We start from the raw sequence: 26,072 nt of genomic DNA on the forward strand, positions 1-26,072 counted from the left end.
GCGATGAGGCCAGCTTCAGCGCAACCGCGACCGGATCCGGTGGCACACATCCAGCACCTGTTCCACCTCCCCCTCGCCCAGGTCGATCTTGCAGGCCATGTTGCTGAACACCTGTGCGGCCTCGGCCTTGAGCTCGCGGCCCTTGTCGGTCAGCAGCAGGTTGCGCCGGCGGCGGTCATTGGGGTCGAGGTAGACGGTGAGAAAGCCGTTGTCGGCCAGGCGCTTGACGATCGGCGTCAGGGTGCCGAGGTCGAACAGCGTCAGCTCGCTCAGGGCGCTGATCGAGACATCGTCCTGGCCCCATAACCCGGCCATCACCAGCAGTTGCGGGTAGGTCACGCCGCGCTTCTTCAGCGGCTCGGCGTAGTCACGGACCATGGCGTTGGCCGTCGAGTACAACGAGAAGCACAACATCCGGTCGAAGTCGAAGGTCGGGTCAAGCATAGGCACCTCCGCGCACACGGCTGAATTCATGCACGGCATTCACCAGCGTTGCCACCGCCTCTGGCGAGGTGGCCGGCGAGATCCCGTGGCCCAGGTTGAACACATGGCCAAAGCCCGCGGCCGGCGGCCCGAAGGCCTGCAAGGTACGCTGCACTTCACGGCGGATACAGGCTTCATCGCCCAGCAAGACGCTGGGGTCGAGATTACCCTGCAAAGCCACGCTGTTGCCCACCAGCTGCCGGGCCATGCCCAGGTCGCAGGTCCAGTCCAGGCTCAGGGCGTCGGCGCCGCTGTCGGCCATCTCGGCCAGCCACGGGCTGCCGCCCTTGGTGTAGAGGATCGACGGCACCCGCTGGCCGTGGTGGGTCTTGTGCAGGCGCGCCAGCACCTCGCGCAGATAGAACAGCGAAAAACGCTGGTAGGCGCCATCGGCCAGGGCCCCGCCCCAGGTGTCGAAGATCATCACTGCCTGTGCGCCGGACTCGATCTGCGCATTGAGGCTGCTCGCCACTGCCTGGCTGGTGACCTGGAGTATGCGCTGGAGCAGTTCCGGGCGGCGGTAGAGCATCTTCTTGATCAATTGGAAATCACCCGGCGGACCGCCTTCGACCATGTAACAGGCCAGGGTCCAGGGGCTGCCGGCAAAGCCGATCAGCGCCACCTTGGGGTCCAGCGCCCGGCGGGCCTGGGCGACAGTCTGGTACAGGTAGTCCAGTGCTTCGGGCTCGGGCACGCGCAGGCGCTTGATGGCCTGCTCGTCACGCAATGGATGACGAAAACGCGGGCCTTCGCCCGCGCCGAAGTACAGGCCCAGGCCCATGGCATCGGGCACGGTGAGGATGTCGGAGAACACGATTGCCGCGTCCAGGTTGAAGCGGCGCAACGGTTGCAGGGTGGCTTCGGTAGCGAAGTCCGGGGTTTTCGCCAGGCTCAGGAATGACCCGGCGCGGGCCCGCAGCTCACGGTACTCGGGCAGGTAGCGCCCGGCCTGGCGCATCAGCCAGACCGGCGTATGCGCTGTCGGCTGACGCAGCAAGGCCTTGATTAAGGTTGTAGTGTGCAAGGACAGGTAACTCGTACTGGATTCGCGAGAATCGTTGGAAAGACCGCCTATCAGTGGCGGTTGGGCAAAGCGTGGGCAATCTCGCGGCGCAAGGCCTCGATGGTAGCGCGATAATCGCTCTGGGCAAAAATCGCTGTTCCGGCGACGAACATGTCGGCCCCGGCGGCAGCCACCTGGCCGATGGTTTCTAGGTTGACGCCGCCGTCCACCTCCAGACGGATCGCCCGGCCACTGTCGTCGATCAGCTTGCGCGCTGCGGCAATCTTGGGCAATACCGAAGGGATGAACTTCTGCCCGCCAAAGCCCGGGTTGACCGACATCAGCAGGATCAGGTCGAGCTTGTCGAGCACGTATTTCGCGGCGTCCAGGGTACTGGCCGGGTTGAACACCAGGCCCGCCTTGCACCCCAGGTCCTTGATCAGCTGCAGCGAGCGGTCCAGGTGCAGGGTGGCCTCGGGATGGATCGAGATATAGTCGGCGCCGGCCTCGGCGAAGGCCTGGATCATCGCGTCCACCGGGGTGACCATCAGGTGCACATCGATCGGCGCGGTAATCCCGTGGCTGCGCAGTGCCTTGCAGAACTGCGGCCCCATGGTCAGGTTGGGCACATAGTGGTTATCCATCACATCGATATGGATGACATCGGCACCGGCGGCCAGTACCTGCTCGGCTTCAGCGCCAAGGCGGGCAAAATCGGCTGCCAGAATCGACGGTGCAATCCAGAACTCTTTCACGGGTGTACTCCATTACTCATTGACTAATCGTTGCCGCGGCCCCGCTTCACGTTGAAGCAGCGCGGCGTTGATCTGCTCGATCAAGGCCGTGGTGGGCTCCTCCAGGTGAAAATGATGACCGCCATCGTGCCAGTGCACCTGGGTGGCCCAGGGCAAGGCGTTTTTTCGTTTATCGAACGGGGTACCGGCAAACAGCCCCTGGCGCCCGAGCAGCAGGTGCAGCGGGCATGTGATCTGGCGCAGGAAATCGCAGGCCTGGCGCTCGGTCAGTGGCATGGCTTCGGGCAGCACCAGGCGCGGGTCATGGCGCCAGCGGTAACCGTCGCCGACGCTGAGCAGATCGCGCATGGCCAACAGTCGCGCGCCCTCGGCGCAGAGGGCGCCGTCGATGCTGTTGCGCCGCTCGCTGATTGCCGCTTCAAGGCTTGCGAACTGCGCCGTCTGCGGCGCCGAAAAGCCATGCAGGCGGGTGCGCAAGGCCAGGCGCAGCAGGCGCTGGGACTTTTTCAGGTGCTCGACGGTGTCTTCCTCGGCGATGGTAAAAGGCGCGCCCATTCCATCGATGAACACCATGCAATCGATCGACTTGTTCATCGCCGCCAGAATCGACGCCACGCCGGTACCCATGGAGTGGCCCAACACCGAAAAGCGCTTCCAGCCCAGGCTTTCGACCAGGGCGTTCATGTCGTCGGCGTGCTCCCACAGGTAGTAGCCGCTGTCACCGCGGCGATGCTCGGAACGCCCATGGCCGGCCAGGTCCGGGGCCACCACGAAGCATTCCTCGAGCAGCGGCGCGATCCGCTCGAACGATGCCGCGTTGTCCAGCCAGCCATGCACGGCGAGCACCGGGTGGCCGCTTTCATTGCCCCAGATGCGCAAGGCGAAATGGTTGCCGTTGACGTCCAACGATTGATCGCGACCTCTGTTGCCCAGACTCATATCCGTACATCCTGTATGACTGAATCACCCATGAAAGGCGCCGCTCAACCGGCCAGGGCCAGTTGCGCAGCACGCGCCGTCTGCTGCAGTTGCCGCAGGTCGAACTTGCCGTTGGCGGTGCGCGGCAAGTTGCCTTCAACGCTGATCGACAGGGGTACCTTGTGTGCCTCAAGGCCCTGTCGGCAACGTTCGAGCAACTGTTCCACGCTCAGGGTCACACCTTGGCCCAAGGTCACGAATGCCCATAGCCCCTCGCCGACCGATGCATGTTCGATACCGACCACAGCCGCCGCTTCGACGCCATCGATGGCGTAGAGGAAGCTCTCGACCTCGCTGGGGCTGACCTTCATCCCGCGCGACTTGATCACATGGTCCATGCGCCCCTGGAAGTACAGGTAGCCATCCTGATCGAGGCTGCAATAGTCGCCGGTGTAGAGCACGCTTTCCCCCGGGTACGGGCCTGGCTTGAGCTTCTGCGCCGTGGCCTGGGGGTTGCGCCAGTAACCGGCCATGACCGTGGCGCCGCGAATCACCAGCTGGCCGACCTGGTGGGGCTGATTGATGCGCCTGCCCTCGTCGTCCACCAGCCACAGTTCGGTGTTGGGGATGGCGATGCCGACACTGCCGGGCTTGTCGTCGATGTCTTCCGGTGGCAGGTAGGTGCAGCGCTTGCACTCGGTCAGGCCGTACATCGAGAAGATCAGCGCCTGGGGGAACAGGCCCTTCATCTGCGCGATGTGGGTCGGCTTCAATGCCGCGCCGGTGTTGGTCACCATGCGCACCTGGGGGAAGGTCGCCTCGCGCTTGTGCGCATACTCGTGCAGGAGCATGAGCATGGTCGGCACGAACGGGATCACGGTGATCTGGTACTGGCGAATCTTCTTGATCAGGAAGATTGGCCAGGTGAACTCCTTCTCCAGCACCAGGGTGGCACCGGTGCTCAGGGCCATGATCATCTGGTAAAGGCCGTAGTCGAACGACAGCGGCAGCGAGCACAGCACATTGTCGCTGGCCTGGTAACCCAGGTAGGTGTGCAGCGAATTGAGCGCCGCGAGCATGTTGCGGTGGGTGAGCATCACGCCCTTGGGCGCGCCGGTGGAGCCGGAGGTATAGATGATCGCCGCCAGGTCCAGGTCGAGGTTGCCACACGGCAGCGGCACACCGGCGCCCTGCCCTAGCAGGCTTTCGACCGTGAGGGTATCGGGTGAGTCGGCTTCGCCGTCGAGCAGCACGATGGCTTTGAGGTAACTCAGCTCGGCGGTGCTGGCGGGCAGGCTGGCGAATTTCTCCGAGGTGGTGATCAGCACCGAGGCTTCGGCATCGCGAATGATGTAATCGAGGCTGTCGGCCGGCGTTTCCAGGCCGACGTTGACCATCACCCCGCCAGCCCTGAGCACACCCCAGAAGGCACAGACGGTTTCTACCCGGTTGCCCAGGCACACCACCACCCGCTCCTGGCGTTGCAGGCCATTGACCTGCAGGCCGGCGGCCAGGCGCCCACTGGCTTCGTCAAGCTGCGCATAGGTATAGGTTTCATCGGCGTAGATGACCGCCGCCTTGTCCGGGTGCAAGCCGTTGGGGCCGTCCAGCACGTGCTGCAAAAGGACGTCAGACGCCTTCATGCTGCACCTCGAGACGTGCCCGACGCACAGCCGCCGGTTGACGATGGGCATCGATATAACCGGCCAGGGTCGCCACGGTATTGAAGTGGCCCGGAGCGATGGTGTCGGGGTTGACGAAGAAGCCTTCGATGTCGTCTTCGAGGTTGACCAGCAGCTCCATGGAGGTCAGCGAGTCCAGGCCCAGGTCATCGCGCAGGTGCGAATCGGCACTGATCACGGTGTTCTCCGGCAGCTTGAGCACCACCCGCAGGATCTCGCCGAGCTGGCGCTGGGTGGCGGCCTGGGCGATCGGCGTTGGTTCGGCAACCGCCGGTGCGCCAGCGAGCATGGCCGCCAGCGGCACGTCGGCATGGCTGTCGCGGATGTCCAGGGCGGTTTGCCTGGCGCGGGCGAGGAACAACTGACCGTTGCTGACGATCACCTCGGCCGGGTGGCCATGGCTGTGGAACAGGGTTGGCGAGGCAGACGGGCCGTAGGCGCCGGAGGCGGTGACGGCGAGGATGTCGCCTTCGTGCAGGGTTTCGATCTGCAGGTCACGGGCCAGCAGGTCGTCGGGACTACAGAGCGGCCCGGAGATATGGTACTCGCGCAGCGGTGCGCCGGTGCTGCCGGTGGCATGCACAATGCGGAAGTTGCGCTTGAGCACCTGGCCACTGCCTGCGGCGGCACCATGGCAGTTGGTGCCGCCATCGGTGACGGCAAAGGTCTTGCCGTGGTTTTCCTTGATGTTGTCGACCGTCACCAGCATGGCGCCGCACTTGCCGGCGACGAAGCGCCCGGATTCGACAATGATGCGGGTCTGCGGGAACTGCTGGTTGAAGGCTTCGAACAGCGGCGCCAGCAGTTGCTTGAGCTGGCGGGTGTCGAGCTCGTTCTCGTTCTCGTAGTACTTGATGCCCAGGCCGCCACCGACATCGACCATGGTCATGTCCAGGTTGTAGCGCCGGGTCAGGCTGCGGTACAGCCCAAGGATGTACTTGGCGTTGTCGTATACCGACTGGGCGTCGAGGATCTTGGTGCCGTTATAGACGTGGATGCCCTTGATCTTCAGGTTCGCCAGGGCGGCGTAGTCGCCGAAGTTGGCCACTGCGGTGTCTTCTTCGATACCGAAGTGGGTCGGCCGCCCGCCCATCTTCCACGGCGAGCCGGAGGCGGAGAAGTTCGGGTTGATGCGGATTGCCACCGGCGCCACGCAGTTCAGTTCGCCCGCCAGGGCCGAGAGTTTACGCAGTTCGGTCTCGGACTCGACGACGATGGCAAACACCCCGACTTCCAGGGCTCGCCGATGTTCTTCGGGCTTCTTGTAAGGGCCGAGGAAAATGATGTCCTGGGGATCGACGCCGGCCTTGAGGGCAATTTCCAGTTCGCCCAGCGAACACACTTCGGTGTTACCGCCATAAGAGCGGATCAGTTTCACCAGGGACAGGTTCGGGTTGACCTTCAGTGCATAGAAGATGTCCACGCAGTCCGGCAATGCATCGCGCAACTCGTTGAAACTGCTGCGCAGCACGGCTTCATCGTAGAGGTAGGTCGGTGTCCCGAACGTCGCTTTTGCCTGGAGGACCAGTTCCTTGGAAAGCTTCATCTGTTGCTCCCTTCGTTCTTATAGTGTGCCGCCGCTGCGCGCGTACCCCGTCCCGGCTTGAGAGCACCGTCACGGGGGGCGTATAGCGGGATGGCGTCAAGGTTGGTTGCGCACCACTGCCGGGCTCGTGCTGTCGCCCGGCACAAAACTTTGCGCGCAAAGTTTGTGAAATTCTGCGGCCGCATTTAAGGTGATGTCAAGATAATTCCACGGGGTTTTGTGTGCGACACAGCGACACGCTTTTGCCGGCACGATCAATGCAGAACAGAGGTAAATCGCCACACCATGCCCATAACAGGTGCTGTATCAGCCAATGAATACGGGGGTTTAATCTGATCCGGTGTTAACGCTGGTTTCTGAGTCTGTTTTGTATGCCGGCAGCTTCCTAGAGTCTGCGCCTGTGCCCCTGCCCCACGGCAGGGCGAGCCATACAGGAACTGTGGAAACTAGCCATGAGCACACATCAACAGGCGCAGGCCTATAACTACAAGGTGGTCCGGCAATTCGTCATCATGACGGTGGTCTGGGGTATCGTCGGCATGGCCATGGGCGTCTGGATCGCCTCGCAACTGGTCTGGCCCGAGCTTAACCTCGACCTGCCGTGGACCTCGTTCGGTCGCCTGCGCCCCTTGCACACCAGCCTGGTGATCTTCGGCTTTGCCGGTAGCGCGCAATTTGCCGCCAGCTATTACGCCGTGCAGCGTACCTGCCAGGTGCGGCTGTTCAGCGACAAGCTCGCCGCCTTCACCTTCTGGGGCTGGCAGGCGACCATCGTGATCATGCTGGTGAGCCTGCCCCTGGGCTTGACCACCACCAAGGAATACGCCGAGATCGAATTTACCGGCGCGGTGTGGATGGCCATCGTCTGGGTCGCCTATGGGATCGTCTTCTTCGCCACCCTGATGCGCCGCAAGGCCAAGCATATCTACGTCGGCAACTGGTTCTTCGGTGCCTTCATCGTGGTGATCGCCATGCTTCACGTGGTCAACCACCTGTCTATTCCGGTGAGCTGGTTCAAGTCGTACCCGGTGTACTCCGGTGCCACTGACGCCATGGTGCAATGGTGGTACGGCCACAACGCCGTGGGCTTCTTCCTGACCACGGGTTTCCTGGGGATGATGTACTACTTCGTGCCCAAGCAAGTGGGCCGGCCGGTGTACAGCTATCGCCTGTCGATCGTGCACTTCTGGGCGCTGATCACCCTGTACATCTGGGCCGGCCCGCACCACCTGCACTACACCGCCCTGCCCGACTGGGCACAATCGCTGGGCATGGCCATGTCGCTGATCCTCCTGGCGCCAAGCTGGGGCGGCATGATCAACGGCATGATGACCCTCTCGGGCGCCTGGCATAAGCTGCGCAGCGACCCGATCCTGCGCTTCCTGGTGGTATCGCTGGCGTTCTACGGCATGTCGACCTTCGAAGGGCCGATGATGGCGATCAAGACCGTCAACGCCCTGTCGCACTACACCGACTGGACCATCGGCCACGTGCATGCCGGCGCCCTGGGCTGGGTGGCGATGATCACCTTCGGCTCGCTGTACCACATGATCCCGAAAGTGTTTGGCCGCGAGCAGATGTACAGCGTCGGCCTGATCAACCTGCACTTCTGGCTGGCGACCATCGGCACTGTGCTGTACATCGCCTCGATGTGGGTCAACGGCATCGCCCAGGGCCTGATGTGGCGCGCCACCAACGACGACGGCACCCTCACCTACTCGTTCGTCGAAGCACTGGTGGCCAGCCATCCGGGCTTTATCGTGCGCTTTGTCGGTGGCGTGTGCTTCTTGAGCGGCATGCTGCTGATGGCCTATAACACCTGGCGCACCGTGCGGGTGGCCGATGAAAGACTGGCGCTGAACAACGCCAGCCTGGCCTAGGAGGCACGGACATGGATGACTGGTTGTATGCGCTTTACTGCCTGAGCGGCGTACTGTTCTTCTACCTGGTCACCAGCGCCTGCCTGCAGCGGCACACCGGCGAAGTGGACGATCAGGCCAGCCTGATCCCCTTCGCCGACGACCCGGCAGTAGCGCGTCGCGTCGAGGCCGCCACCGGCAAGCCGGTGCCGGCGGTGGCGCCGGATGCGGCACTGAAGGCCTGATTCACGCCTCATCGCTGGCAAGCCAGCTCCCACATTGGATCTGTGTCTGCACAACCTGTGGGAGCTGGCCTTGCCAGCGATCGAGCGCGCAGCGGTCGTAATCCAGGCAGCGCCGGAATCAGCTGCTGGCCATTTCCCGCCCATCCTCGAAGAACACCTTGCGCCCATCCACCTGGCTCGACGCCCGTGGCAGGTTGGCCGCCTCTGCCGTCGGCTTCTCGACATACCAGTAACAATGCTTCGCCGCCCGGGTAATGGCGACGTAAGCCAGACGCAACACTTCATCCTTCTGCGCGTTGTCGAACGCCTGGGCATCGCCGTTGCGGCCTAGACCTGCCTGGCGATACACCTGGTTCTTGTAGGGTGAGTTGGTCAGGTGCTGACAATCGCCGAGCATGAACACCGCATCGGCCTGTAGCCCCTTGGCGCTGTGATAAGTCAGCTGGCGCAGGCGCCGTTGTGCCGCCGGCAACCCGGCCTCGTGGTTGACCAATGCCTGCAAATGGTCGGCAATCGCCGCCTTGTCGCTGCTCTTGCGGTACAGCAGCATCACCGACTCGCCGTTGCGGTAGTGCTCAAGCAGGGTCTCGGCGAGACTGGCCTCATCGCGCTCGAGCACCTTGACCGGCAGCGGTGTCTCGGCCGCCGGGCCACAGGCCCTGGCCTTCTTGCCGCTGATGGCCGGCGCCGACTTCACGATGTGCTCGGCGGCATCGATGATGTGCTGGTGGCTGCGGTAGTTGTCGGCGAGCATCACCCGGGTGCTGCTCGGCGCCGGGAACTCCTTGGCGAACTCCATGAAGTACTTGGGCGAACTGCCGCGCCAGCCGTAGATCGACTGCCAGTCGTCGCCCACGCACAGCAACGATGAATGCTGCGCCACCCGCCCGACCTGCATGGCCGGGCCACGGCGGCGGATCTCGCGCAGGCAGGCGCGCAGCCAGGAAACGATCTGCGGTGATACATCCTGAAACTCGTCGATCATCAGATGCGCGAGCGGGCGCAGCAGCGGGTCGGGCAACAGCTGCAGGTTCTCCGGATTGTTTTCGCCGAACAGGGCGAACATGCGGTTGTAGCTCATGATCGGCGGCGACTGGCCCAGCAGGTGCGCTTCCAGGGCTTTCCAGTACAGGCCCAGGGCTTCGAAGAACAGCGCATCGCTGTCCCCCGCCGGGAAGCTCATGGCGCCGACCGCCTTGTTGACCTCAAGCCCGAGGTTCTCGATAAAGCCGGCGGCGCCGACAAAGGCATCCAGCAGCGGCGCGGCGGCCAGCTCGCCCTTGACCTTGTAATCGAAGCCGGGGCCGGCCACGGCATCACCCGCCAGGGAGGAAGTCAGGCGCTTGGCAGCGGAGTAATTTTCCAGCCAAATCACAGGCTTATCGCAGAAAGCTTGAAACAGGGTGCGCTTTATCACCCACTCCGCCCACACCGGCAGCTTGGCCCCTGGGCGCTTGTATTGCTGGTTTTCCTTGGGGTCGAAGCCGAGCACCACGTACGCGTCCAGCTCGGCGATATGGCCGTGGAAGTGAAAACGGCTGCCGTTGATCTCGACCGTTTCGCGGCTCGGCTCGATGCCCTTGATCGGCCAGGCGCCGGCGGCAAACCACAGGTCTTCGATCGTGTCGCAGAGCTCTTCGTCGCGGCTGGCAGACAGCTGGGTCACCGCCACGCGTTTTTGCACGTCGGGGTGATCGCGGTCCAGCGCCTTGAGCTGCAGGGCTTCGCGGCGCAGGCTGGCAATCAGCTCGGCAAAGCGCGGGCTGCTGCCCAGCAGGTCGCGGTAGCAGAGGTTGAGCTGCTGGCGCTGGGCGTCGTTGATGCGCAGGTCGAACGGGTTGCTCTCGGCGTTGGCTTCACTGCCGCCGGGCATTTCGCTGCCCAGGGTCTCGAACGCGCGCACCTGGCTGAAGCCCGGCAGGCTGCGCACCAGCGGCAGGATGCGTGAATGGAAGGTGCGCACCAGTTCGCGGGCCTGAACCTGGCTGAGGTCGAGCTGCCACAAGGCAAACACCTGCAGCAGGCGGCTGATGAAGTCCTTGCGCGATTCGCGGGTGAAGGTCACCACGGTCATGGCGTCCAGCTCGTAGCCCAGGTAATGGCGCAGCAACAGGATGCGCAGCACCAGCGAGGTGGACTTGCCGGCACCGGCACCGGCGATCACGCAGGTCGACGGCGTGTCGCTGAAGATCATCTTCCACTGCGCCGCGCTTGGCTGGGCATGGGCCGGCAGGCGCTGGGCGACGTCGGCCTTGAAGCGCTTTTTGAGCTCGGCGCTCAGCGGCAGGCGCCAGTCGTCGAACAGGGCGTCGTCCAGCCCGGGAACGCCATGGCCGTCGGGGCGAGTGTCGCGGATCACCAGGACCTGGCGCCCGGCCTCGTAGCCGTCGATCCGTCCTTCTTCGTAGCCTTCGCGCAGGCCATCGGCGTGACCGGTGCGCTGACCGCTGGCATGGCCCTGGAACCAGGAATCGCGATGCTGCGCCTGCAAGCGGCTCAGGCTGCGCCCGAGCAGGCGCGCGGTGAGGCGACGCAGCCACGGCAACTGCGCAGGCGCAATCAACTCCAGGGGTAGCTTGGGACGCTCTTCAGACACACCGACTCCAACAGAATAAAAACCAGCGGCCATGTTCGCTCCATCGGGCAAAAATCACCAGCCGATTGCTTGCAGATCAGTGAATTAGGCGATGAAGCGCACAAATCACCGTAGCTCTATATATCGACAGATCTGATGATAATCAGCCGAAATTTACGCTTATTTTCGATCATTGTTTGATGGATCATCTGCCCCATCCACTCCCTTTCGAGGACAGCCAACATGCTGCAACTGCGCCCGTTCAAGAGCCTTGGCCATGCCAACCATGGTTGGCTCGACGCCCATCACCACTTCTCGTTCGCCGAATACCACAACCCGGCGCGCATGCACTGGGGCAACCTGCGGGTCTGGAACGACGACCTGATCGCCGCCGGCAGTGGCTTCCCGCCGCACCCGCACCGCGACATGGAAATCATCACCTATGTGCGTGAAGGCGCCATCAGCCACCAGGACAACCTTGGCAACAAGGGCCGTACCGAGGCCGGTGACGTGCAAGTGATGAGTGCCGGTACCGGCATCACCCACAGCGAGTACAACCTGGAGAAGGTCGATACGCGGATTTTCCAGATCTGGATCATCCCTGAGCGCGTTGGCCAGCCGCCGTCCTGGGGTACCCGGCCGTTCCCCAAGGGCGAGCGCGGCGAAGGCTTCGTGACCCTGGCCAGTGGCCGTGAGGGCGATGAGCAGGCCTTGCAGATCCGCGCCGATGCTCGTCTGCTGGCGGCGACCTTGCAGGCCGGGGAGACCGCCGAATACCGCTTCGAGGCGGGGCGCCGTGGCTATCTGGTGCCGGCCAAGGGCCTGGTTGAAGTCAACGGTGTGCGCGCCGAAGCCCGTGACGGCGTGGCGATCGAGGATGAGCAGGTGCTCAGGGTGATGGCGGTGCAGGACAGTGAGATTGTGCTGGTCGATGTAGCCTAGGGCCGCTATGCGGCCCATCGCTGGCAAGACCAGCTCCCACAGGTCAGGCGATATCTCTCAGATATTTGCAACACCTGTGGGAGCTGGCTTGCCAGCGATGCTGTTAGCGGTCAGGCAATCGCCGCATCCACCAGTTCCTGGGCTTCAGCCACCAGGCGCTGCAAATGCGCTTCATCGATGAAGCTCTCGGCGTAGATCTTGTAGATATCCTCGGTACCCGACGGCCGCGCGGCGAACCAGCCGTTGGCAGTCATCACCTTGAGGCCGCCAATGGCCTGGTTGTTGCCCGGTGCATGGCTGAGAATCTGCTCGATCGGCTCGCCGGCCAGCATCGTCGACTTGACCTGCTCGGGCGCCAGCTTGCTCAGCAGGGCCTTTTGCTGTGGGTTGGCCTTGGCCTCGACGCGGGTGGCGAACGGCTCACCCAGCTTGGCGGTGAGCTCGGCGTAGGCCTGGCTCGGGTCGCGGCCGGTACGGGCGGTGATTTCTGCCGCCAGCAGCGCCGGGATCAGGCCGTCCTTGTCGGTGGTCCAGACGCTGCCGTCCTTGCGCAGGAACGAGGCACCGGCACTCTCCTCGCCACCAAAGCCGAGGGAGCCATCGAACAGGCCGTCGGCGAAGAACTTGAAGCCCACCGGCACCTCAAACAGGCGACGCCCCAGACGCGCGGTGACGCGGTCAATCAGGCCGCTGCTGACCACAGTCTTGCCCACTGCGGCGTCGTTGCGCCACTGCGGACGGTGCTGGAACAGGTAGTCGATGGCCACCGCCAGGTAGTTGTTCGGGGCCAGCAGGCCGTTCTGGGTAACGATGCCGTGGCGGTCGTGGTCCGGGTCGCAGGCGAAGGCCACGTCGAAGCGCTCGCGCAGGCCGATCAGGCCCTGCATGGCATACGGCGAAGACGGGTCCATGCGGATCTGTCCGTCCCAGTCGACGCACATGAAGCGGAAGGTCGGATCGACCTCGGTGTTGACCACTTCCAGGTTCAGCTTGTAGTGCTCGGCAATCGCCGACCAGTAGCGCACCCCTGCCCCACCCAGCGGGTCGACGCCCAGGCGCAGGTTGGCGCTGCGGATCACGTCGAAATCGATGACGTTTTCCAGATCGGCGACATAGCTGGCGACATAGTCATGACGATGGGTGGTGCTGGCTGCCAGCGCCTGTTCATGGGAGATGCGCTTGACGCCTTCCAGCCCCGCGGCCAGAAGGTCGTTGGCCTTGGCCTCGATCCACTTGGTGACATCGCTGTCGGCCGGGCCGCCATTGGGCGGGTTGTACTTGAAGCCACCGCTTTGCGGCGGGTTGTGCGACGGGGTGATGACGATACCGTCGGCCAGGCCGCTGCTGCGGCCGCGGTTGTAACAGATGATGGCGTGGGACACCGCCGGGGTCGGGGTGTACTCGTCATCCTTGGACAGCATTACCTCGACGCCATTGGCGGCCAGCACCTGCAGGGCGCTGGCCGCTGCCGGGGTCGACAGCGCATGGGTGTCGGCGCCGATGAACAACGGGCCGTCGATACCCTTGGCCTGACGGTACAGGCAGATCGCCTGACTGATCGCCAGCACGTGGTTTTCGTTGAAGCTCAGGTCCAGGGAGCTGCCACGGTGCCCGGAGGTGCCGAACGCAACGCGCTGGGTTGCGACGCTGGCATCGGGCTGGCCGGTGTAATAGGCGGTCAACAGTTGCGGGATATCCACCAGCACGGAGGCTGGGGCCGGTTTGCCCGCCAAAGGACTGAGCTTCATGCAAAACCTCAAGAAAGGATGTTCAGGGTGATAAAAACACGCAGTTTACTGGCACTTTGACCAGCAAGCGACCGTGGCTATCCCCAAGGCCGCGATTATTTCTGCTGCGGCGCCCACCAGGCCGGAAACATGCGCTGTACCCGGGCTTCGGCGAAGCGGTCATCGATCAGCAGCACTGTGCCGCGGTCTTCGGTGCCACGGATCACCCGGCCCGCCGCCTGGATGACCTTCTGCACCCCGGGATACAGGTAGGTGTAGTCGAACCCGGCGCTGAACAGCCGGGCCATGCGCTGCTTGATCTGTTCATTGACCGGGTTGACCTGGGGCAGCCCGAGGGTGGCGACAAAGGCGCCGATCAGGCGCGTACCCGGCAAGTCGACGCCTTCGGCAAAGGCGCCGCCCAGCACAGCGAAACCGACGCCCTGGCCCTCGGGAGCAAAACGTTCGAGAAAGCCCTGGCGCTGCAACTCATCCATGCCCGGTGCCTGGCTCCATTGGCGGATGGCCGGATAACGCGCGGCCAACAGGGTCGAGACCTGCTGCAGGTATTCAAAACTGCTGAAAAACGCCAGGTAATTGCCCGGTGCGCGGCCATACTGCCCGGCAATCAGCTCGACGATCGGCGCCAGCGACGCTTCCCGGTGCTGGTAACGGGTCGAGACGCTGCTAATCACCTGCACCTGCAATTGCTCGGCGGCAAAGGGTGAGGCGACCTCGAGCCAGGCGCAGTCGGGCGGCATGCCGAGCAGGTCGGCGTAGTAGTGGCGCGGACTGAGGGTGGCGGAAAACAGCGTGGCACTGCGCGCCGCCGCCAGTCGCGGGCCGATCAGCGCTGCGGGCACCACATTGCGCAGGCACAGGGTCGACAAGGCGCGTTTGCCCGGGCCCGGGCGCTTGCTGATATCGAACAGAAAGTGTTCGTCGAACAACTCGCTGACGCGGGTGAACTGCAGCGCCTGAAAGAAGAACTGCAACACCGCCGGATCAATACCGCTCGGCGTCTGGTTGAGTTGCTCCTGGATCACCCCGACGCACTGCTGCAAGGCTTTGAGCAAGGCTTCAGGCAGGCCGTCGACCACTCGGTAAGGCGCCAGCTGTTCCTTGTGCAGGGCATTCCATTGACGGTTGAGGCGGTCCAGGGCGTTGCTCAGCCCCGCGGGTTTCAGTTTGCGCAGGGCCAGCAGCTGGCCTTGGTCGAGGCTGGCGCTGTACATCTGTCGGGCCCGCTCGACCAGGTTGTGCGCCTCGTCCACCAACAGCGCCAGGCGCCACTGGTTGACCTGCGCCAGGCCGAACAGCAAGGCGCTCTGGTCGAAGTAGTAGTTGTAGTCGGCCACCAGCACGTCGACCCAACGAGCCATCTCCTGGCCCAGGTAATACGGGCAGACCTGATGGGCCAGGGCCACCTCGCGCAGGGCCGCTTTGTCCAGCACCGCCACGGCGTGCGCCGCCTGGCGCGCCGCTGGCAGGCGGTCGTAAAAGCCCTTGGCCAGCGGACAGGCATCGCCATGACAGGCGGTACCGGGGTATTCACAGGCTTTGTCGCGCGCCACCAGTTCCAGGCTGCGCAGCGCGGGCTGGGTGCCGCTGGCCATCACCTGCTGCAGCGCCTCAAGTCCCAGGGCGCGGCCGGGGGTCTTGGCGGTGAGGAAGAGAATCTTGTCCAGTTGCTGCGGGACCATGGCCTTGAGCAGCGGGAACAAGGTGCCGAGGGTCTTGCCGATGCCGGTGGTGGCCTGGGCCATCAGGCAACGGCCGGTGCTGACCGCCTTGTACACGGTTTCGGCCAGTTCGCGCTGTCCGTGGCGAAACTGCCCGTGGGGGAATGCCAGGGCCTGCAAGCCCTCATTGCGCAAGGCCTGGCGCTGCAACTGCTGCTCGGCCCAGTGCAGGAAGATCGCGCATTGGGCATTGAAAAACTGCTCGAGCTCCTGGGCGCTGCGCTGCTCCTCGACCAGGGTCTGTTCATCGCTGTCGACATTCAGGTAGACCAGCGCCAGGTGCAGCGCCGGCAACTGGCGCTGCTGGCACAGCAACCAGCCGTAAACCCGGGCCTGGGCCCAGTGCAACTGGCGGTGGTTGTCGGGCTGGCGCGCCAGGTCGCCACGGTAGGTCTTGATTTCTTCGAGACGGTTGAGCCGCGGGTCGTAACCGTCGGCGCGGCCGCGCACCTGCAATGCCGCATACTGGCCTTCGAGACTGACTTCGGCCTCATAGCCCTGGCCACGCCCGGCCACCACCCGACGGTGCCCGCTGATGCCCTCCTGGGCCGTGGGCGACGGGGTGAAACGCAGGTCGAGATCGCCGACCTTGGCGCTGAATTCGCACAGCGCCCGCACCGCCACACTGTAGCTCATGGCGCCCATTGCACGTGGCAGACTTCCACCGGCAGGCCGTGCCCGGCGCAGAACTCGATCCAGCGCAGCTGGCTGTCCTGCAGGCGGTCGCCCGGGCCCTTGACCTCGATCATGCGGTAGCGCTGCTGCTCGGGCCAGAACTGGATCAGGTCGGGCATGCCCGAACGGTTGGCCTGGATGTCTTCGAGCAGGCGCTCGAAGCAGCTTTTCAGGTGCGCTGCTGGCAGGCAGGCCAGGGCTTGTTCAAGCAGCTCTTCGCTGAGCACCTGCCAATAAACGAAAGGCGACTGCAGCCCCTGCTTGCTGATGAAATGGCGGCGGATGGTCTGCCGGTAGCTGCCGTCGTCCAGTTGCCCCAGGCACCGGGCGAACAGCGCGCTGCGCCGGCCATGAAACTCGGCGTCATGCAGATCCTGCGGTGCGCTCTGGAACGGGTGGAAAAACGCGCCGGGCAACGGCGCGAATATCGCCTCCCAGCACAACAGGCCGAACAAGCTGTTGAACAGGCTGTTCTCGACATAATGCACCTGCCCGCCGCCCTGCCCCAGGTGCAACTGCACGGCCTGCTCGACACCCAGGGCCGCCAGTTCGGCCGGCAACTGCAGCTCGACCAGGCAGACCTGCGGCTTGGCTCGCCGTGGCTGCGGCGGCCCGCCCAGCTTGCGCTGCAAACGCGGCAACATCCGCGCCAGGGCCTGGACCTCAAGGCCATTGGCCGGTTGCCGGGCAATCTGTGAGGCCAGCTCGAACGCCGCCGACCACTGCTCGCTACGCTCCAGCACCCGCACATGACGGATGCGCGCCTGCGGATGCTGGCTACGCGGGTAGATGCGCAAGGCCAGTTGCCAGTCGGCCAGGCGCTCGCTGTGCTGGCCGAGCTGATACAGCAGCCGTGAGCGTCGGCGCAGCAACCAGGGGTTGTCGCTGTCCAGGCACTCGATGTGTTCGACCACCTGCTCAAGGGCCACGCCCTGCTCCAGCAGCTCGGCGCACTGGTGCAAGGCCAGCGCCACATCGATATCGCTGCGCTTGCGCAAGGCCCGCGAGTCGTCGCTGAAGGCCACTTGTTCGTAGCGCAGCAAACCAAGGTCGGCCAGCACGAACTCCGACCAGTCCTGGTACAGGTTGCCGAAAAACAGCAGGCGCAGGCGGTCGCACAAGGCCTGCAGGCGCAGTTCGATGATCGGTTCGGCGAAGCCCGGCAGCCATTCCTGCAACGGCCGCGGTTGCAGCTCAAGCGACTGCAACTGGGCCAGCAGTTCACCCTTGGCCGCCCGTGGCCGCTCGAGCTGGTCGGCAAAGCCGCTGGCCAGCTCGTCCTTGCGCAACAGCTGGAACAGTTGCTCAAGGCTCAGCGGGCTGTCATCGACCACCCAGCCCTCGGCCAGCAATGGCGCCAGGGCGGCCGGCGTCGAGCCGATTTCGGCGTAGTCGAGCTTGCTTGGGCGAAACAGCAGGCCCTTGCGCATCACCATGCGCACCAGCAAGGCCCGGGCGGCCTGCGGCTGCTGACGGAACCGGCTGATGAAGGCCTGCTCCTGATCGTCGAGCAGGTCGGCATAGCGCAGCTCGATCCAGTCGAGCACTTGCTGGAAGTTGTGCAGGTAATAGAACGGGTCGTCGACGGAATGGGCGATCACAGCAGGCTACGGGCAGAGGGCTGAAATACTGGTTATACATACAGATCGCTTTGCTTGGCAAGCCTGCTCGCGACCGCTGATCGTTTAGGAGGCGCTCTGCATGCGCTGCAGTTCGTCGCTGAGCACACTCAGGCCATATTGCAGGTCACCCTGGGGCCCTGCCGGACAGCCCAGGCGCAGGTGCTGGCGGAAGTCGCCAGACAAACTGAACAGTTCCCCCGGAGCGATCACCAGGCCTTGTTGCAACAAGCGGTGGAACAATGGCCGGGTATCCACCGGTGCCCGCACCCGCGCCCAGATACAGGCGCCCCCGGCCGGCATCCGGAAATCGAGCTGGCTGCCCAGGTGCAGTTGCATTTGCCGGTACAGGTGGCTCAAACGCTCGTGCAGACGCTGGCGCAGTTGCTCCAGGTGCAGATCGATGCGCCCCTTGTTGAACAAACGTGCCACCGCTTGCTGGCGCAATGGCGGCAGGCGAAAACCGCGCAGCAGGAAGTGCCGGTGCAGGGAGCCCTGCCATTGCCGGGACAGCAGATAGGCATACGGCGCCTCGGCACCGACACTGCGCTCCAGCGATGAAAACACCAGCAACCGCTGCGGGTCGACCAGCTCGCGCAGGTAGCCTGCAGCGGCTGGCCGATAGCACAGCTCGGCATCCAGGTCGTTCTCCAGCAGCCACACCCCATGCTGATCAAGCAGCCGTGCCACGGCCTGCCGATCGGCTTCGGGCATCAGGCTGCCGTGCGGCACGCTCAAGCGTGAAGCCAGCATGGCCAGACGCACCGGCTCGTCGCGCAACAGCCGGGCGAAACGCTCCAGGTCCAGCCCGCCCTCAGGCCCCAGGGGCAGCTCGATGACCCGTATGCGCGCGGCCTGGAACACTCGCAACAACCGCCAGGAACAGGGCGTGGTCACCAGTACCGCGCTGTTGTGCAGCTCCAGGGCCGCCAGGGTGGTTTCCAGCAGCGAGCGCACATCCAGCGCCAGGTAGACGTCCTCGGCACTCCAGTACAACTGCGCCGAACGGGTGTAACGTGCTGCCAGCGCGGTGCGCAGCTCCAGCTCGCCACAGGGCTGCGGCGCACCGGCCAGGCGCGGATACTGACGCAGCAATTGACGCTCGATGCCCAACAGAGCGGATTCAAGCGATTGCAAGGCTTGCGCCTGGCTGCCACTGAGCACCAGCATCCGCGGTGAGTTGCCATGCTGCTGCAGGTCCTGAAGCAAATCACCGCCACTGCGTGGCTGAATGTCCGAATTGGGCACTTTGGCGAAATAGCCCGACTTGGGCACCGGCTGCACCCGTCCCTCGTGCTCTAGCAACGAATAGGCGTACTGCACCGTGGAAATCGACACATCCAGGCGCTGGGCCAGGTCGCGCAACGACGGCAACCTGCTGTAGCTACCTGGTGCCATCTGCTCAATCAATTCGACCAGGTAGCGATACACCGCCCGATAGGCGAACTCGCCATTATCCGAGGTTTTCATCAGCGCCAGCCAGGCTGCTCGGCCATGAGCCACGACCACGCCGTGGGCGGCAGGCGCAGGTGCCGCAGATCCGCCCCGCGGCCCTGGATTCGCGCCAGCAACGAGCGTGGCCGGGCACAGATTTGCGGCTCTCGCTGGTACAGCATCTGCAGCAGCGGCAGGCTCAGGCCACTGATATCGACCATCCACTGCACCACAGGCTCGGGGGCCGGCAATTGCTGCAATGCCTTGTGCAGATAGGGCAAGGCCACCAGCATGCCCGGATGACAGCGGCGCAGAAAGATTTCCAGGCGCATGCCGCGGGAGACGAACGGCGCAAACAGCTGGCACACCAGCTGCGCTTCGCTCAGGCCATAGGCCTGCAAGGCAAATTCATCCGCCTGGGTGCGCCGCTGCTGCAACTGCTCGGCATTCTGCCAGCGCCCCAGCACGCGATTTTGCAGGGCCCGTGGCAGCCCCTTGCGCTGCATCTGCTGGCGCGCCTGACGCAGGTGGGCATCAACGCCCTCACGGTAGTCACTGTTTTCGATGAACTGCGCGTGCAGCCCGCGCAAATGTGCCAGCAACAGCGGGTTTGCCGTGCCCGAGCGGTCGCAGGCGAAGTACTGCTCGTCAAAGCGACAACCCAGAAAGCGGTTCAGGCGCTCGTCATGGGGGACCTCGGGGTCGTGTACCAGGTCATCGATGGTGATGAAACGCATCGCCGGCGCGCAGTAATCGCCGATCGGCGTTGAGCTGACGCCTTGCACCTGCCCGTACAACTGCTCAAGGTAGCGCCGGCGCAGTTCGCTCAGCCCTTCGCACAGCGAGGCGGCGCAGCTGTGAATAGGCCGGATGCTGAACAGGTCCTCCTCACGCAGGGCCCTGCGGCTCCAGGCCAGGTAACGCCTGCGCTCAGGCAGCGGCTGGGCACTGATGATCGCATCGACGCCGCCGCGCCAGCCCAGCGCCTGGCGGCACAGATCGGCCAGGCGCAGGTAGCCATGGCTGCCAAAGCCGGCGCGCGGCAATCCGGCCAGCAAGTGACCGAACAACAGCAGCTCGTGACGCTCGGCTTGTTGCTGGTTCGGCGAAGGGCTGTGACGGCTGTCGAAAGGCAGCAACTGCTGGTCATCGAGCATCAGCAGTTCAACCCGCGGATCATCGTGCAGGAACAACGCGGAAAACCCGTATTCGAGGTTGCTCAGCGCCGTGGTGCTCATGCCGGGCTGGCGCACCACTGCGACACGCAGCTGAAAAGTGCCCGGTGTACGGGCGGCGATGCTCAGTTGTGCCGCCCGCAAGCAAGCCAGTGCATGGCTGGCGTTCTGGCTACCATCATGGGCGAACATCAGCTTGAAACCGTTGATGCGTTCGATACCGCCGGCGGCGACTATCAAGCGCTGTATCAGCAACTGCAAGGACGCCTTTTGGGCTTGTGACAAGTGATCCAGCAAGCGTTGCAGGACTTGCTGATAAATGTATTGCATGGCTTGGTCGTGAATGCTGCTCATAACGCGTACCCGATATTCAGAAACGGCCACCTGAAAGAAAAATATTCCTTTGAAGAACTTTCAATCAGCAAAGTAAGGACAAACAGAGTTAATCCTAAGAAACTTCCTACAACTTCCTACGAAAAACCACTTCAGAAGCTTTTGCTGATCATCGTCCTTCCCTCCTCCAGCCTGGCAGCACGACACCTTTAACCCCTGGCTTACGACCCATCTTGCCTCGCTCCGTGAGACGACAGTTGACGAACTATTATCGGGCGTTGCCCAGCGAATAAAAGATACAGATCAGGGTAAAAAAACCATTCAGGTTCGACCAACATAAAGTCGCCAATCAGACAGGCAGTTCTTGTTTTTCCTATTGCACAAACATAGCGCAAGCATGCCGGACGCATCGGGAAAAGTTACCCCGGAAACATCCTAAACAGGCCTGGGAAATACCCACAAAAAAGCCCGAGTCAATGCTCGGGCTTGGCGGCTGTGGCTTATTTGGCCGGGCGTTACGCCGGCAGCGACAGGTCCAGTACCAGCCTGCCGCCGCAAGGGCATTCGTCCATGTAGCGGTGCGCCTCGACCACCTTCTCGAACGGATAGGTCTTGATGATCAGCGGGGTCAGCAGCTTGTCGGCGGTGAACTGGTTGATATCACGCAAGGCACGCTGCAGCGCCACCTGGTCCTGGCTGATACCCAGCTCCGGCTTGCCGGTGAAGTTGCCGATGCAATGGACGAAGAACTGGATGTTCTTCTGGAACGCCGCGCAGGCCGGGAACGGCGTTTGGTTGCCGCCTTGCAGGCCATACAGCACCAGGCTGCCACGCGGCGCCAGGGCATCACCGAGCAGGGCCATTTGCGGGCCGCCGAGGCCGTCGAGGACCATGTCGACACCACGGTTGTCGGTGTACTTGTTGATCTGCATGAGCAGGTCCTGCTCTTCGGTGACGATCACCCGGTCGGCGCCGAGCTTGATCAGGTAGTCGCGCTGATCGGCCTCTTTGGTCGCGGCAATGACCTTCAGGCCCAGGGCTTTACCCAGCTGCACGAAGGCGGGGCCGGCGCAATGGCTGGCGTCGGTGATCAGCGCTGTTTGCCCGGCCTTGGCCCGCGCCAGGTCGACGAAGGCGAAATAGGCGATCAGCAGCGGCGTGTAGTGCACGCTGGCCTCGACCGGCGAAAGAATCTCCGGGTAACGGGTCAGGGCGTTGCGCGGCATGACGATGACTTCACCGTAGACCGGGTGCTCATTGGCACTGCTGGCCGGGAAGCTGGCGACCTTGTCACCGACTGCAAGATCGTCGACACCCTCGCCCACGGCCGTGACCACGCCCGCCATCTCGTGTCCGATACCGGCAGGCAGGCGTGCCTGTGACGGTGCCAGGTTCTGCCGCCAGAGCACGTCGTACCAGCTGATGCCGATCGCTTCAACGCGAATCTGCACCTCGCCAGCCGCCGGTTGCGCCTGGGCCTGCTCTTCGATCTTGAGCACCTCGGCCGGGCCGAACTTGTGGAAACGGATCATGCGGGACATCGCAAACCTCGCCAATTGAACCTCTAATGCCCTGAACTCTATCCGGGCTTTGATGGTTAGACCATCAGTGGCCATTAATAGTCAACATGCCTGTCATTGATTGATGGTAATGAAGCCTCCATCAATTTATGCGGTGCAGGGTACCAGCCTTTACCCGTAAGATTCACCCCTGCCCCAACCGCCTTGTGAAGCCGAGCCGATGAACCGTAACGACTTGCGTCGCGTCGACCTGAACCTGCTGATCGTCTTCGAGACCCTGATGCACGAGCGTAGCGTGACCCGTGCGGCGGAGAAACTGTTTCTTGGCCAGCCGGCCATCAGCGCCGCCCTGTCGCGCCTGCGCAACCTGTTCGACGACCCGTTGTTCGTGCGTACCGGGCGCAGCATGGAACCGTCGGCGCGGGCGGTGGAGATCTTCGCCCTGCTCTCGCCAGCGCTGGATTCGATCTCCACCGCGGTCAGCCGCGCTGCCGACTTCGATCCAGCCACCAGCACCGCGGTGTTTCGCATCGGCCTGTCGGACGACGCCGAATTCGCCCTGCTGCCGCAATTGCTCAAGCGCGTGCGCGCCGAAGCCCCGGGCATCGTCCTGGTGGTGCGCCGGGTCAACTACCTGCTGATGCCGGCGCTGCTGGCCTCGGGGGAAATCTCCGTCGGCGTGAGCTGGACCAACGACCTGCCGGCCAACGCCAAGCGCAAGGTGCTGCGGCGTAGCAAACCCAAGGTGCTGCGTGCCGACAGCATGCCGGGGAGCCTGAGCCTGGACGACTTCTGCGCCCGCCCCCACGCGCTGGTATCGTTTGCCGGCGACCTGGGCGGGTTCATGGACGAGATCCTGGAAAAGGTCGGGCGCAAGCGCCATGTGGTCCTGGCCGTGCCGCAATTCAACGGCCTGGGCAGCCTGCTGACCGGCACCGACATCATCGCCACCGTGCCCGACTACACCGCCGAAGTCCTGACCGCCGCCGGCGGCCTGCGCGCCGAGGATCCGCCGCTGGAGGTGCAGACCTTCGAGCTGCACATGGCCTGGCGCGGGTCGCAGGATAATGATCCCGGGGAGCGCTGGTTGCGGTCGCGGATTCAGATGTTTTTTGGCGACCCTGAAAGTCTCTAGGCGTCGTCGCGCAGGCTGTCCTTCGAGCGCTCTCCCTTCTTGCGCGTTCCGCTGCTTGGGACGCTCTGACAAAGGCAACCAGCTCCGACACATGAGTCGGGCAACCTAACGGCTAGCGCCAGCGTTCCTGAACGCGATGAGCGTTATTAAGCCTTTGACAACATTTGTCCGATGGATTGCGCAGAGTTCCCTGGAAAGCCAGCGATAGCTCAACAGTAAACCACTTGGATCAATCACCGAAGCTGCGCAAGCAAGGCCTGGCGAAGGCCTGCTGCTCTCTGCTGCATGGGGTGATCTTCCCACCCATCCCCAACGGATTCGTAAAAACGACATTCACAATGGCGTAACCGTCATCACCATGCTGTTTGGTCTGGTGGGCCTTTTTTTTCTTGATCCACCCGGAAAGGTGATGCTAATTTTTTTCATTGAGTGACCAATGAAAAAAAGGACCAGGCCATGCCAAAGGTAGGAATGCAGGAAATCCGAAAAAAGCAGCTGGTTGAAGCAACGCTGAGCTTGATCGGTGAACAGGGGCTCGCAGGAACGAGTATGGCTCAGGTCAGTGCCCGCTCCGGGATGTCGAACGGGATAGTGCACCACTACTTTTCTGACAAAAATGCACTACTTGAAGCCACCTTGCGCGAACTGAACAAGCGAATTAACGCCGAGATATTCAATCACTTACGCGAAGCTCGCACGCCCGATGAGCGCGTCCAGGCCTTTGTACTCGGTAACGTCAGTGCGCTGAATCTCACCCGCGAAAACGTCGCAGCCTGGCTGGCGTTCTGGGCTCAGGTGCCACAACACGCCCAATTTCAACGCATTCAAAATATCGTGGCTCGGCGAAGCCACTCGCTTTTGTTCCATGCCCTGGCCAAGACGATGGCCCCTGCTGCGGCTCGATCCAAGGCAAGGATGATCGCGGTTTTTATCGATGGCATCTGGCTACGGGCCGCTGTTGATCCAACCGAGGTAACCCTCAACGAATCTCGGCAGCTTTCATACGAGTTTCTCAACAATTTGCTTGGGTACAATCTGAAGGTGCAGTAATGACTCGCGATGAATACAAAAACAATGATGCGGTTAGCCTTGTTCAATTAATTGGCTCGGGCCAGGTCACCTCCTCAGAACTTGTGGATTTGGCGATCTCTGAAATTGAATCGCAGGATCCAGAACTCGGAGCGTTGGTTTCAGTCGATGCCGAGGGCGCTCGCAAATCGGCACAGCAGCGCAAAGTCGGTGCGTTGGCCGGTCTTCCTGTCTTGATTAAAGACACCAATATCGATGTCTGCGGTTTTCCCACCCAGCATGGGTCGCGTCTGTACAAAGACGCTCCTCCTGCAACAATCGATAGCGAATTTGTTAGACGCTTGCGCCAGGCCGGCGCCGTCATTCTTGGGAAAACGAAAACCCCCGAATTCGCTGGAGATTTCGTAACCGAACCGGAATATTTCGGCCCCTGCCGAAATCCGCGAAATCCACAGTACGCTTCAGGTGGGTCAAGTGGCGGGTCGGCCTGTGCGGTTGCCGCCGGGATGGTGCCGATTGCACATGGCACTGATTGTGGTGGATCGATCCGAGTACCGGCTTCAGTCTGCGGAGTGGTGGGATTGAAGCCCTCTCGTGGCCGCAACCCAGTAGGACCTCATGTCGGAGAATTTGTCGGGGGGTTGGATTGTGAGCATGTGCTCACCCGGACGGTTCGTGACACTGCGCTCATGTTAGACGTGCTGGCGGGCTATGAAGCCGGTGCCCCATATGCTGCCCCCGGCGGCCCAACCTCCTGGCTTGAGAGCCTTCAAGCGAAATCGGCGCCACTCAAGATCGCCTTCACTACCACAAGACCTGATGGATCGGAAATTGATGACTCCATCCACAGTGCTGTCTTGGCAGTGATCGATTTTCTGGGGGCGGATGGTCATCGACTCCAGGACTTCAAATGGCCAGATATCACCGGCGCTGGCGATGCAGCAGCTGTGTTCTGGCAGCTTGAGATTGAAGCGCTCATGACCCAGCGCTCTTTGGATCTCGGGCGACCCTTGGAGAAAAATGACGTTGAATGGGTTACCTACGCCATGTACGAGCAATCGAAGGCGCGCTCGGCACTCGATGTCCACAACGCGAGAGCTGTCCAAAACCGCATGTCCCGAAACATGGCGGGGTTGTTCAGCGACATTGATGTCCTCATCACGCCAACTGTTGCTCTAGCGCCCCCTCTTATCGGTGGTTTCACTGCGGCAAAAGAGCAGGAATTACAAGTTTGGTACGACAATGCGTACGCATTTTCGCCCTTCACCGAGATTTTCAACCTCACGGGACAACCGGCAATCAGCATTCCGGTTGGAGTGATGCGCGATGGCATTCCCATCGGGTTGCAAATCATTGGCCAGTACGGGGATGAGGAAACCATCTTGAGGCTTGCGGCCGAAATCGAAAAAAGCTTTGGATCAACGCTTTAGGGTGCGGTTTGCGAGAAGCCATTTCATAGGAGACCTTTAACGCTATAAATCAGATCTTTCCAAAGGTGATCCGCACAGATTCAGCCCGTAGATAGTCGTCGCTCTATCCGTGTGTAACTCTGCATACAAGTAAACTAGTGGGCGCTGGCAGCACAACGCATAGAATATTACTAATGGAATTCACAGTGTGGCAGTGAAGCTAATGCCTGCAGCCTGAGATGAGATCCACTAATTTACTTTTCTGC

19 protein-coding genes are annotated in these 26,072 nt (G+C 62.7%); 6 read left to right on the forward strand and 13 right to left on the reverse strand.

Features of this window, described 5'->3' with window-relative positions; genetic code table 11:
- Positions 1 to 15: 15 nt before the first annotated feature.
- From ABM562_RS26205 to ABM562_RS26230, 6 genes are read right to left on the reverse strand one after another with little or no spacing between them, the layout of a single operon-like run.
- Positions 16 to 444 carry a MarR family winged helix-turn-helix transcriptional regulator gene (locus ABM562_RS26205; protein ID WP_115086475.1) on the reverse strand — a complete coding sequence of 143 codons (429 nt, stop codon included), beginning with the start codon at positions 442 to 444 and terminating at the stop codon, positions 16 to 18.
- The gene (gene hemE / locus ABM562_RS26210) at positions 437 to 1,513 is read right to left on the reverse strand and encodes a uroporphyrinogen decarboxylase (protein ID WP_115087102.1); all 1,077 of its coding nucleotides are present in this window, start codon (positions 1,511 to 1,513) and stop codon (positions 437 to 439) included. The genes ABM562_RS26205 and hemE overlap by 8 nt, the downstream gene beginning before the upstream one ends.
- Positions 1,514 to 1,557: 44 nt before the next feature.
- On the reverse strand, positions 1,558 to 2,241 hold the full coding sequence (gene rpe, locus ABM562_RS26215) for a ribulose-phosphate 3-epimerase (protein WP_115086474.1): 684 nt from the start codon (positions 2,239 to 2,241) through the stop codon (positions 1,558 to 1,560).
- Positions 2,242 to 2,253: 12 nt separating this feature from the next.
- A complete protein-coding gene (locus ABM562_RS26220; protein WP_115086473.1) occupies positions 2,254 to 3,180 on the reverse strand; it encodes an alpha/beta fold hydrolase in 927 nt (308 codons plus the stop codon).
- Between the two features lie 44 nt (positions 3,181 to 3,224).
- Positions 3,225 to 4,802 (reverse strand): class I adenylate-forming enzyme family protein, encoded by a 1,578-nt coding sequence (locus tag ABM562_RS26225; RefSeq protein WP_134062486.1) that lies wholly within the window; start codon positions 4,800 to 4,802, stop codon positions 3,225 to 3,227.
- The gene (locus tag ABM562_RS26230; protein WP_460423856.1) at positions 4,789 to 6,387 is read right to left on the reverse strand and encodes a phosphopantetheine-binding protein; all 1,599 of its coding nucleotides are present in this window, start codon (positions 6,385 to 6,387) and stop codon (positions 4,789 to 4,791) included. Before ABM562_RS26230 ends, ABM562_RS26225 begins: the two co-directional genes overlap by 14 nt.
- A 452-nt stretch (positions 6,388 to 6,839) precedes the next feature.
- On the opposite strand from ABM562_RS26230, the gene ccoN reads away from it, so the two are divergent.
- Complete coding sequence (ccoN, locus tag ABM562_RS26235; protein ID WP_460423858.1) at positions 6,840 to 8,267, forward strand: cytochrome-c oxidase, cbb3-type subunit I; 1,428 nt, start codon at positions 6,840 to 6,842, stop codon at positions 8,265 to 8,267.
- Between the two features lie 11 nt (positions 8,268 to 8,278).
- Complete coding sequence (locus tag ABM562_RS26240) at positions 8,279 to 8,491, forward strand: cbb3-type cytochrome c oxidase subunit 3 (protein ID WP_233673448.1); 213 nt, start codon at positions 8,279 to 8,281, stop codon at positions 8,489 to 8,491.
- A 118-nt stretch (positions 8,492 to 8,609) separates the two neighbouring features.
- On the opposite strand, the gene ABM562_RS26245 is transcribed toward ABM562_RS26240, so the two are convergent.
- Positions 8,610 to 11,120 (reverse strand): UvrD-helicase domain-containing protein, encoded by a 2,511-nt coding sequence (locus ABM562_RS26245; RefSeq protein WP_134062482.1) that lies wholly within the window; start codon positions 11,118 to 11,120, stop codon positions 8,610 to 8,612.
- 189 nt (positions 11,121 to 11,309) lie between these two features.
- Here ABM562_RS26245 and ABM562_RS26250 point away from each other — a divergent pair, with 189 nt between their 5' ends.
- Complete coding sequence (locus ABM562_RS26250; RefSeq protein WP_115086468.1) at positions 11,310 to 12,008, forward strand: pirin family protein; 699 nt, start codon at positions 11,310 to 11,312, stop codon at positions 12,006 to 12,008.
- A 110-nt stretch (positions 12,009 to 12,118) separates the two neighbouring features.
- On the opposite strand, the gene pgm is transcribed toward ABM562_RS26250, so the two are convergent.
- The 6 genes from pgm to ABM562_RS26280 form a co-directional block, all read right to left on the reverse strand.
- Positions 12,119 to 13,756 (reverse strand): phosphoglucomutase (alpha-D-glucose-1,6-bisphosphate-dependent), encoded by a 1,638-nt coding sequence (gene pgm / locus ABM562_RS26255; RefSeq protein ID WP_115086467.1) that lies wholly within the window; start codon positions 13,754 to 13,756, stop codon positions 12,119 to 12,121.
- A 95-nt stretch (positions 13,757 to 13,851) separates the two neighbouring features.
- Positions 13,852 to 16,113 (reverse strand): ATP-dependent DNA helicase, encoded by a 2,262-nt coding sequence (locus ABM562_RS26260; RefSeq protein ID WP_460423861.1) that lies wholly within the window; start codon positions 16,111 to 16,113, stop codon positions 13,852 to 13,854.
- Positions 16,110 to 17,753 carry a VRR-NUC domain-containing protein gene (locus tag ABM562_RS26265; RefSeq protein ID WP_346617211.1) on the reverse strand — a complete coding sequence of 548 codons (1,644 nt, stop codon included), beginning with the start codon at positions 17,751 to 17,753 and terminating at the stop codon, positions 16,110 to 16,112. The genes ABM562_RS26260 and ABM562_RS26265 overlap by 4 nt, the downstream gene beginning before the upstream one ends.
- 84 nt (positions 17,754 to 17,837) lie before the next feature.
- Positions 17,838 to 19,241, reverse strand: a complete 1,404-nt coding sequence (locus ABM562_RS26270) for an aminotransferase-like domain-containing protein (RefSeq protein WP_115086465.1) — start codon at positions 19,239 to 19,241, stop codon at positions 17,838 to 17,840.
- Complete coding sequence (locus ABM562_RS26275) at positions 19,241 to 20,710, reverse strand: hypothetical protein (protein ID WP_233673452.1); 1,470 nt, start codon at positions 20,708 to 20,710, stop codon at positions 19,241 to 19,243. The genes ABM562_RS26270 and ABM562_RS26275 overlap by 1 nt, the downstream gene beginning before the upstream one ends.
- A gap of 518 nt (positions 20,711 to 21,228) precedes the next feature.
- Positions 21,229 to 22,254 (reverse strand): zinc-dependent alcohol dehydrogenase family protein, encoded by a 1,026-nt coding sequence (locus tag ABM562_RS26280; protein WP_115086462.1) that lies wholly within the window; start codon positions 22,252 to 22,254, stop codon positions 21,229 to 21,231.
- Between the two features lie 199 nt (positions 22,255 to 22,453).
- Between ABM562_RS26280 and ABM562_RS26285 the strand changes: the two genes are divergently transcribed.
- The 3 genes from ABM562_RS26285 (at position 22,454) to ABM562_RS26295 (ending at position 25,827) form a co-directional block, all read left to right on the forward strand.
- Positions 22,454 to 23,368: a LysR family transcriptional regulator gene (locus ABM562_RS26285; protein WP_115086461.1), complete on the forward strand. Its 915-nt coding sequence runs from the start codon at positions 22,454 to 22,456 to the stop codon at positions 23,366 to 23,368.
- Between the two features lie 456 nt (positions 23,369 to 23,824).
- Positions 23,825 to 24,418, forward strand: a complete 594-nt coding sequence (gene betI / locus ABM562_RS26290; RefSeq protein ID WP_134062514.1) for a transcriptional regulator BetI — start codon at positions 23,825 to 23,827, stop codon at positions 24,416 to 24,418.
- Positions 24,418 to 25,827: an amidase gene (locus ABM562_RS26295; protein ID WP_460423864.1), complete on the forward strand. Its 1,410-nt coding sequence runs from the start codon at positions 24,418 to 24,420 to the stop codon at positions 25,825 to 25,827. Before betI ends, ABM562_RS26295 begins: the two co-directional genes overlap by 1 nt.
- Positions 25,828 to 26,072 lie beyond the last annotated feature (245 nt).

It is taken from the genome of Pseudomonas sp. ZL2, assembly GCF_054788455.1.

Bases quoted from the DNA above. Each gene is read 5' to 3' on its own strand.
- ABM562_RS26225 (WP_134062486.1), bottom strand. From the start codon at position 4,802: ATGAAGGCGTCTGACGTCCTTTTGCAGCACGTGCTGGACGGCCCCAAC.
- ABM562_RS26250 (WP_115086468.1), top strand. From the start codon at position 11,310: ATGCTGCAACTGCGCCCGTTCAAGAGCCTTGGCCATGCCAACCATGGT.
- ABM562_RS26280 (WP_115086462.1), bottom strand. From the start codon at position 22,254: ATGTCCCGCATGATCCGTTTCCACAAGTTCGGCCCGGCCGAGGTGCTC.
- ABM562_RS26275 (WP_233673452.1), bottom strand. From the start codon at position 20,710: ATGCAATACATTTATCAGCAAGTCCTGCAACGCTTGCTGGATCACTTG.
- ABM562_RS26295 (WP_460423864.1), top strand. From the start codon at position 24,418: ATGACTCGCGATGAATACAAAAACAATGATGCGGTTAGCCTTGTTCAA.
- ABM562_RS26270 (WP_115086465.1), bottom strand. From the start codon at position 19,241: ATGAAAACCTCGGATAATGGCGAGTTCGCCTATCGGGCGGTGTATCGC.
- ABM562_RS26260 (WP_460423861.1), bottom strand. From the start codon at position 16,113: ATGAGCTACAGTGTGGCGGTGCGGGCGCTGTGCGAATTCAGCGCCAAG.
- ABM562_RS26240 (WP_233673448.1), top strand. From the start codon at position 8,279: ATGGATGACTGGTTGTATGCGCTTTACTGCCTGAGCGGCGTACTGTTC.
- betI (WP_134062514.1), top strand. From the start codon at position 23,825: ATGCCAAAGGTAGGAATGCAGGAAATCCGAAAAAAGCAGCTGGTTGAA.
- ABM562_RS26205 (WP_115086475.1), bottom strand. From the start codon at position 444: ATGCTTGACCCGACCTTCGACTTCGACCGGATGTTGTGCTTCTCGTTG.
- ABM562_RS26285 (WP_115086461.1), top strand. From the start codon at position 22,454: ATGAACCGTAACGACTTGCGTCGCGTCGACCTGAACCTGCTGATCGTC.
- pgm (WP_115086467.1), bottom strand. From the start codon at position 13,756: ATGAAGCTCAGTCCTTTGGCGGGCAAACCGGCCCCAGCCTCCGTGCTG.
- ABM562_RS26220 (WP_115086473.1), bottom strand. From the start codon at position 3,180: ATGAGTCTGGGCAACAGAGGTCGCGATCAATCGTTGGACGTCAACGGC.
- ccoN (WP_460423858.1), top strand. From the start codon at position 6,840: ATGAGCACACATCAACAGGCGCAGGCCTATAACTACAAGGTGGTCCGG.
- ABM562_RS26230 (WP_460423856.1), bottom strand. From the start codon at position 6,387: ATGAAGCTTTCCAAGGAACTGGTCCTCCAGGCAAAAGCGACGTTCGGG.
- ABM562_RS26245 (WP_134062482.1), bottom strand. From the start codon at position 11,120: ATGGCCGCTGGTTTTTATTCTGTTGGAGTCGGTGTGTCTGAAGAGCGT.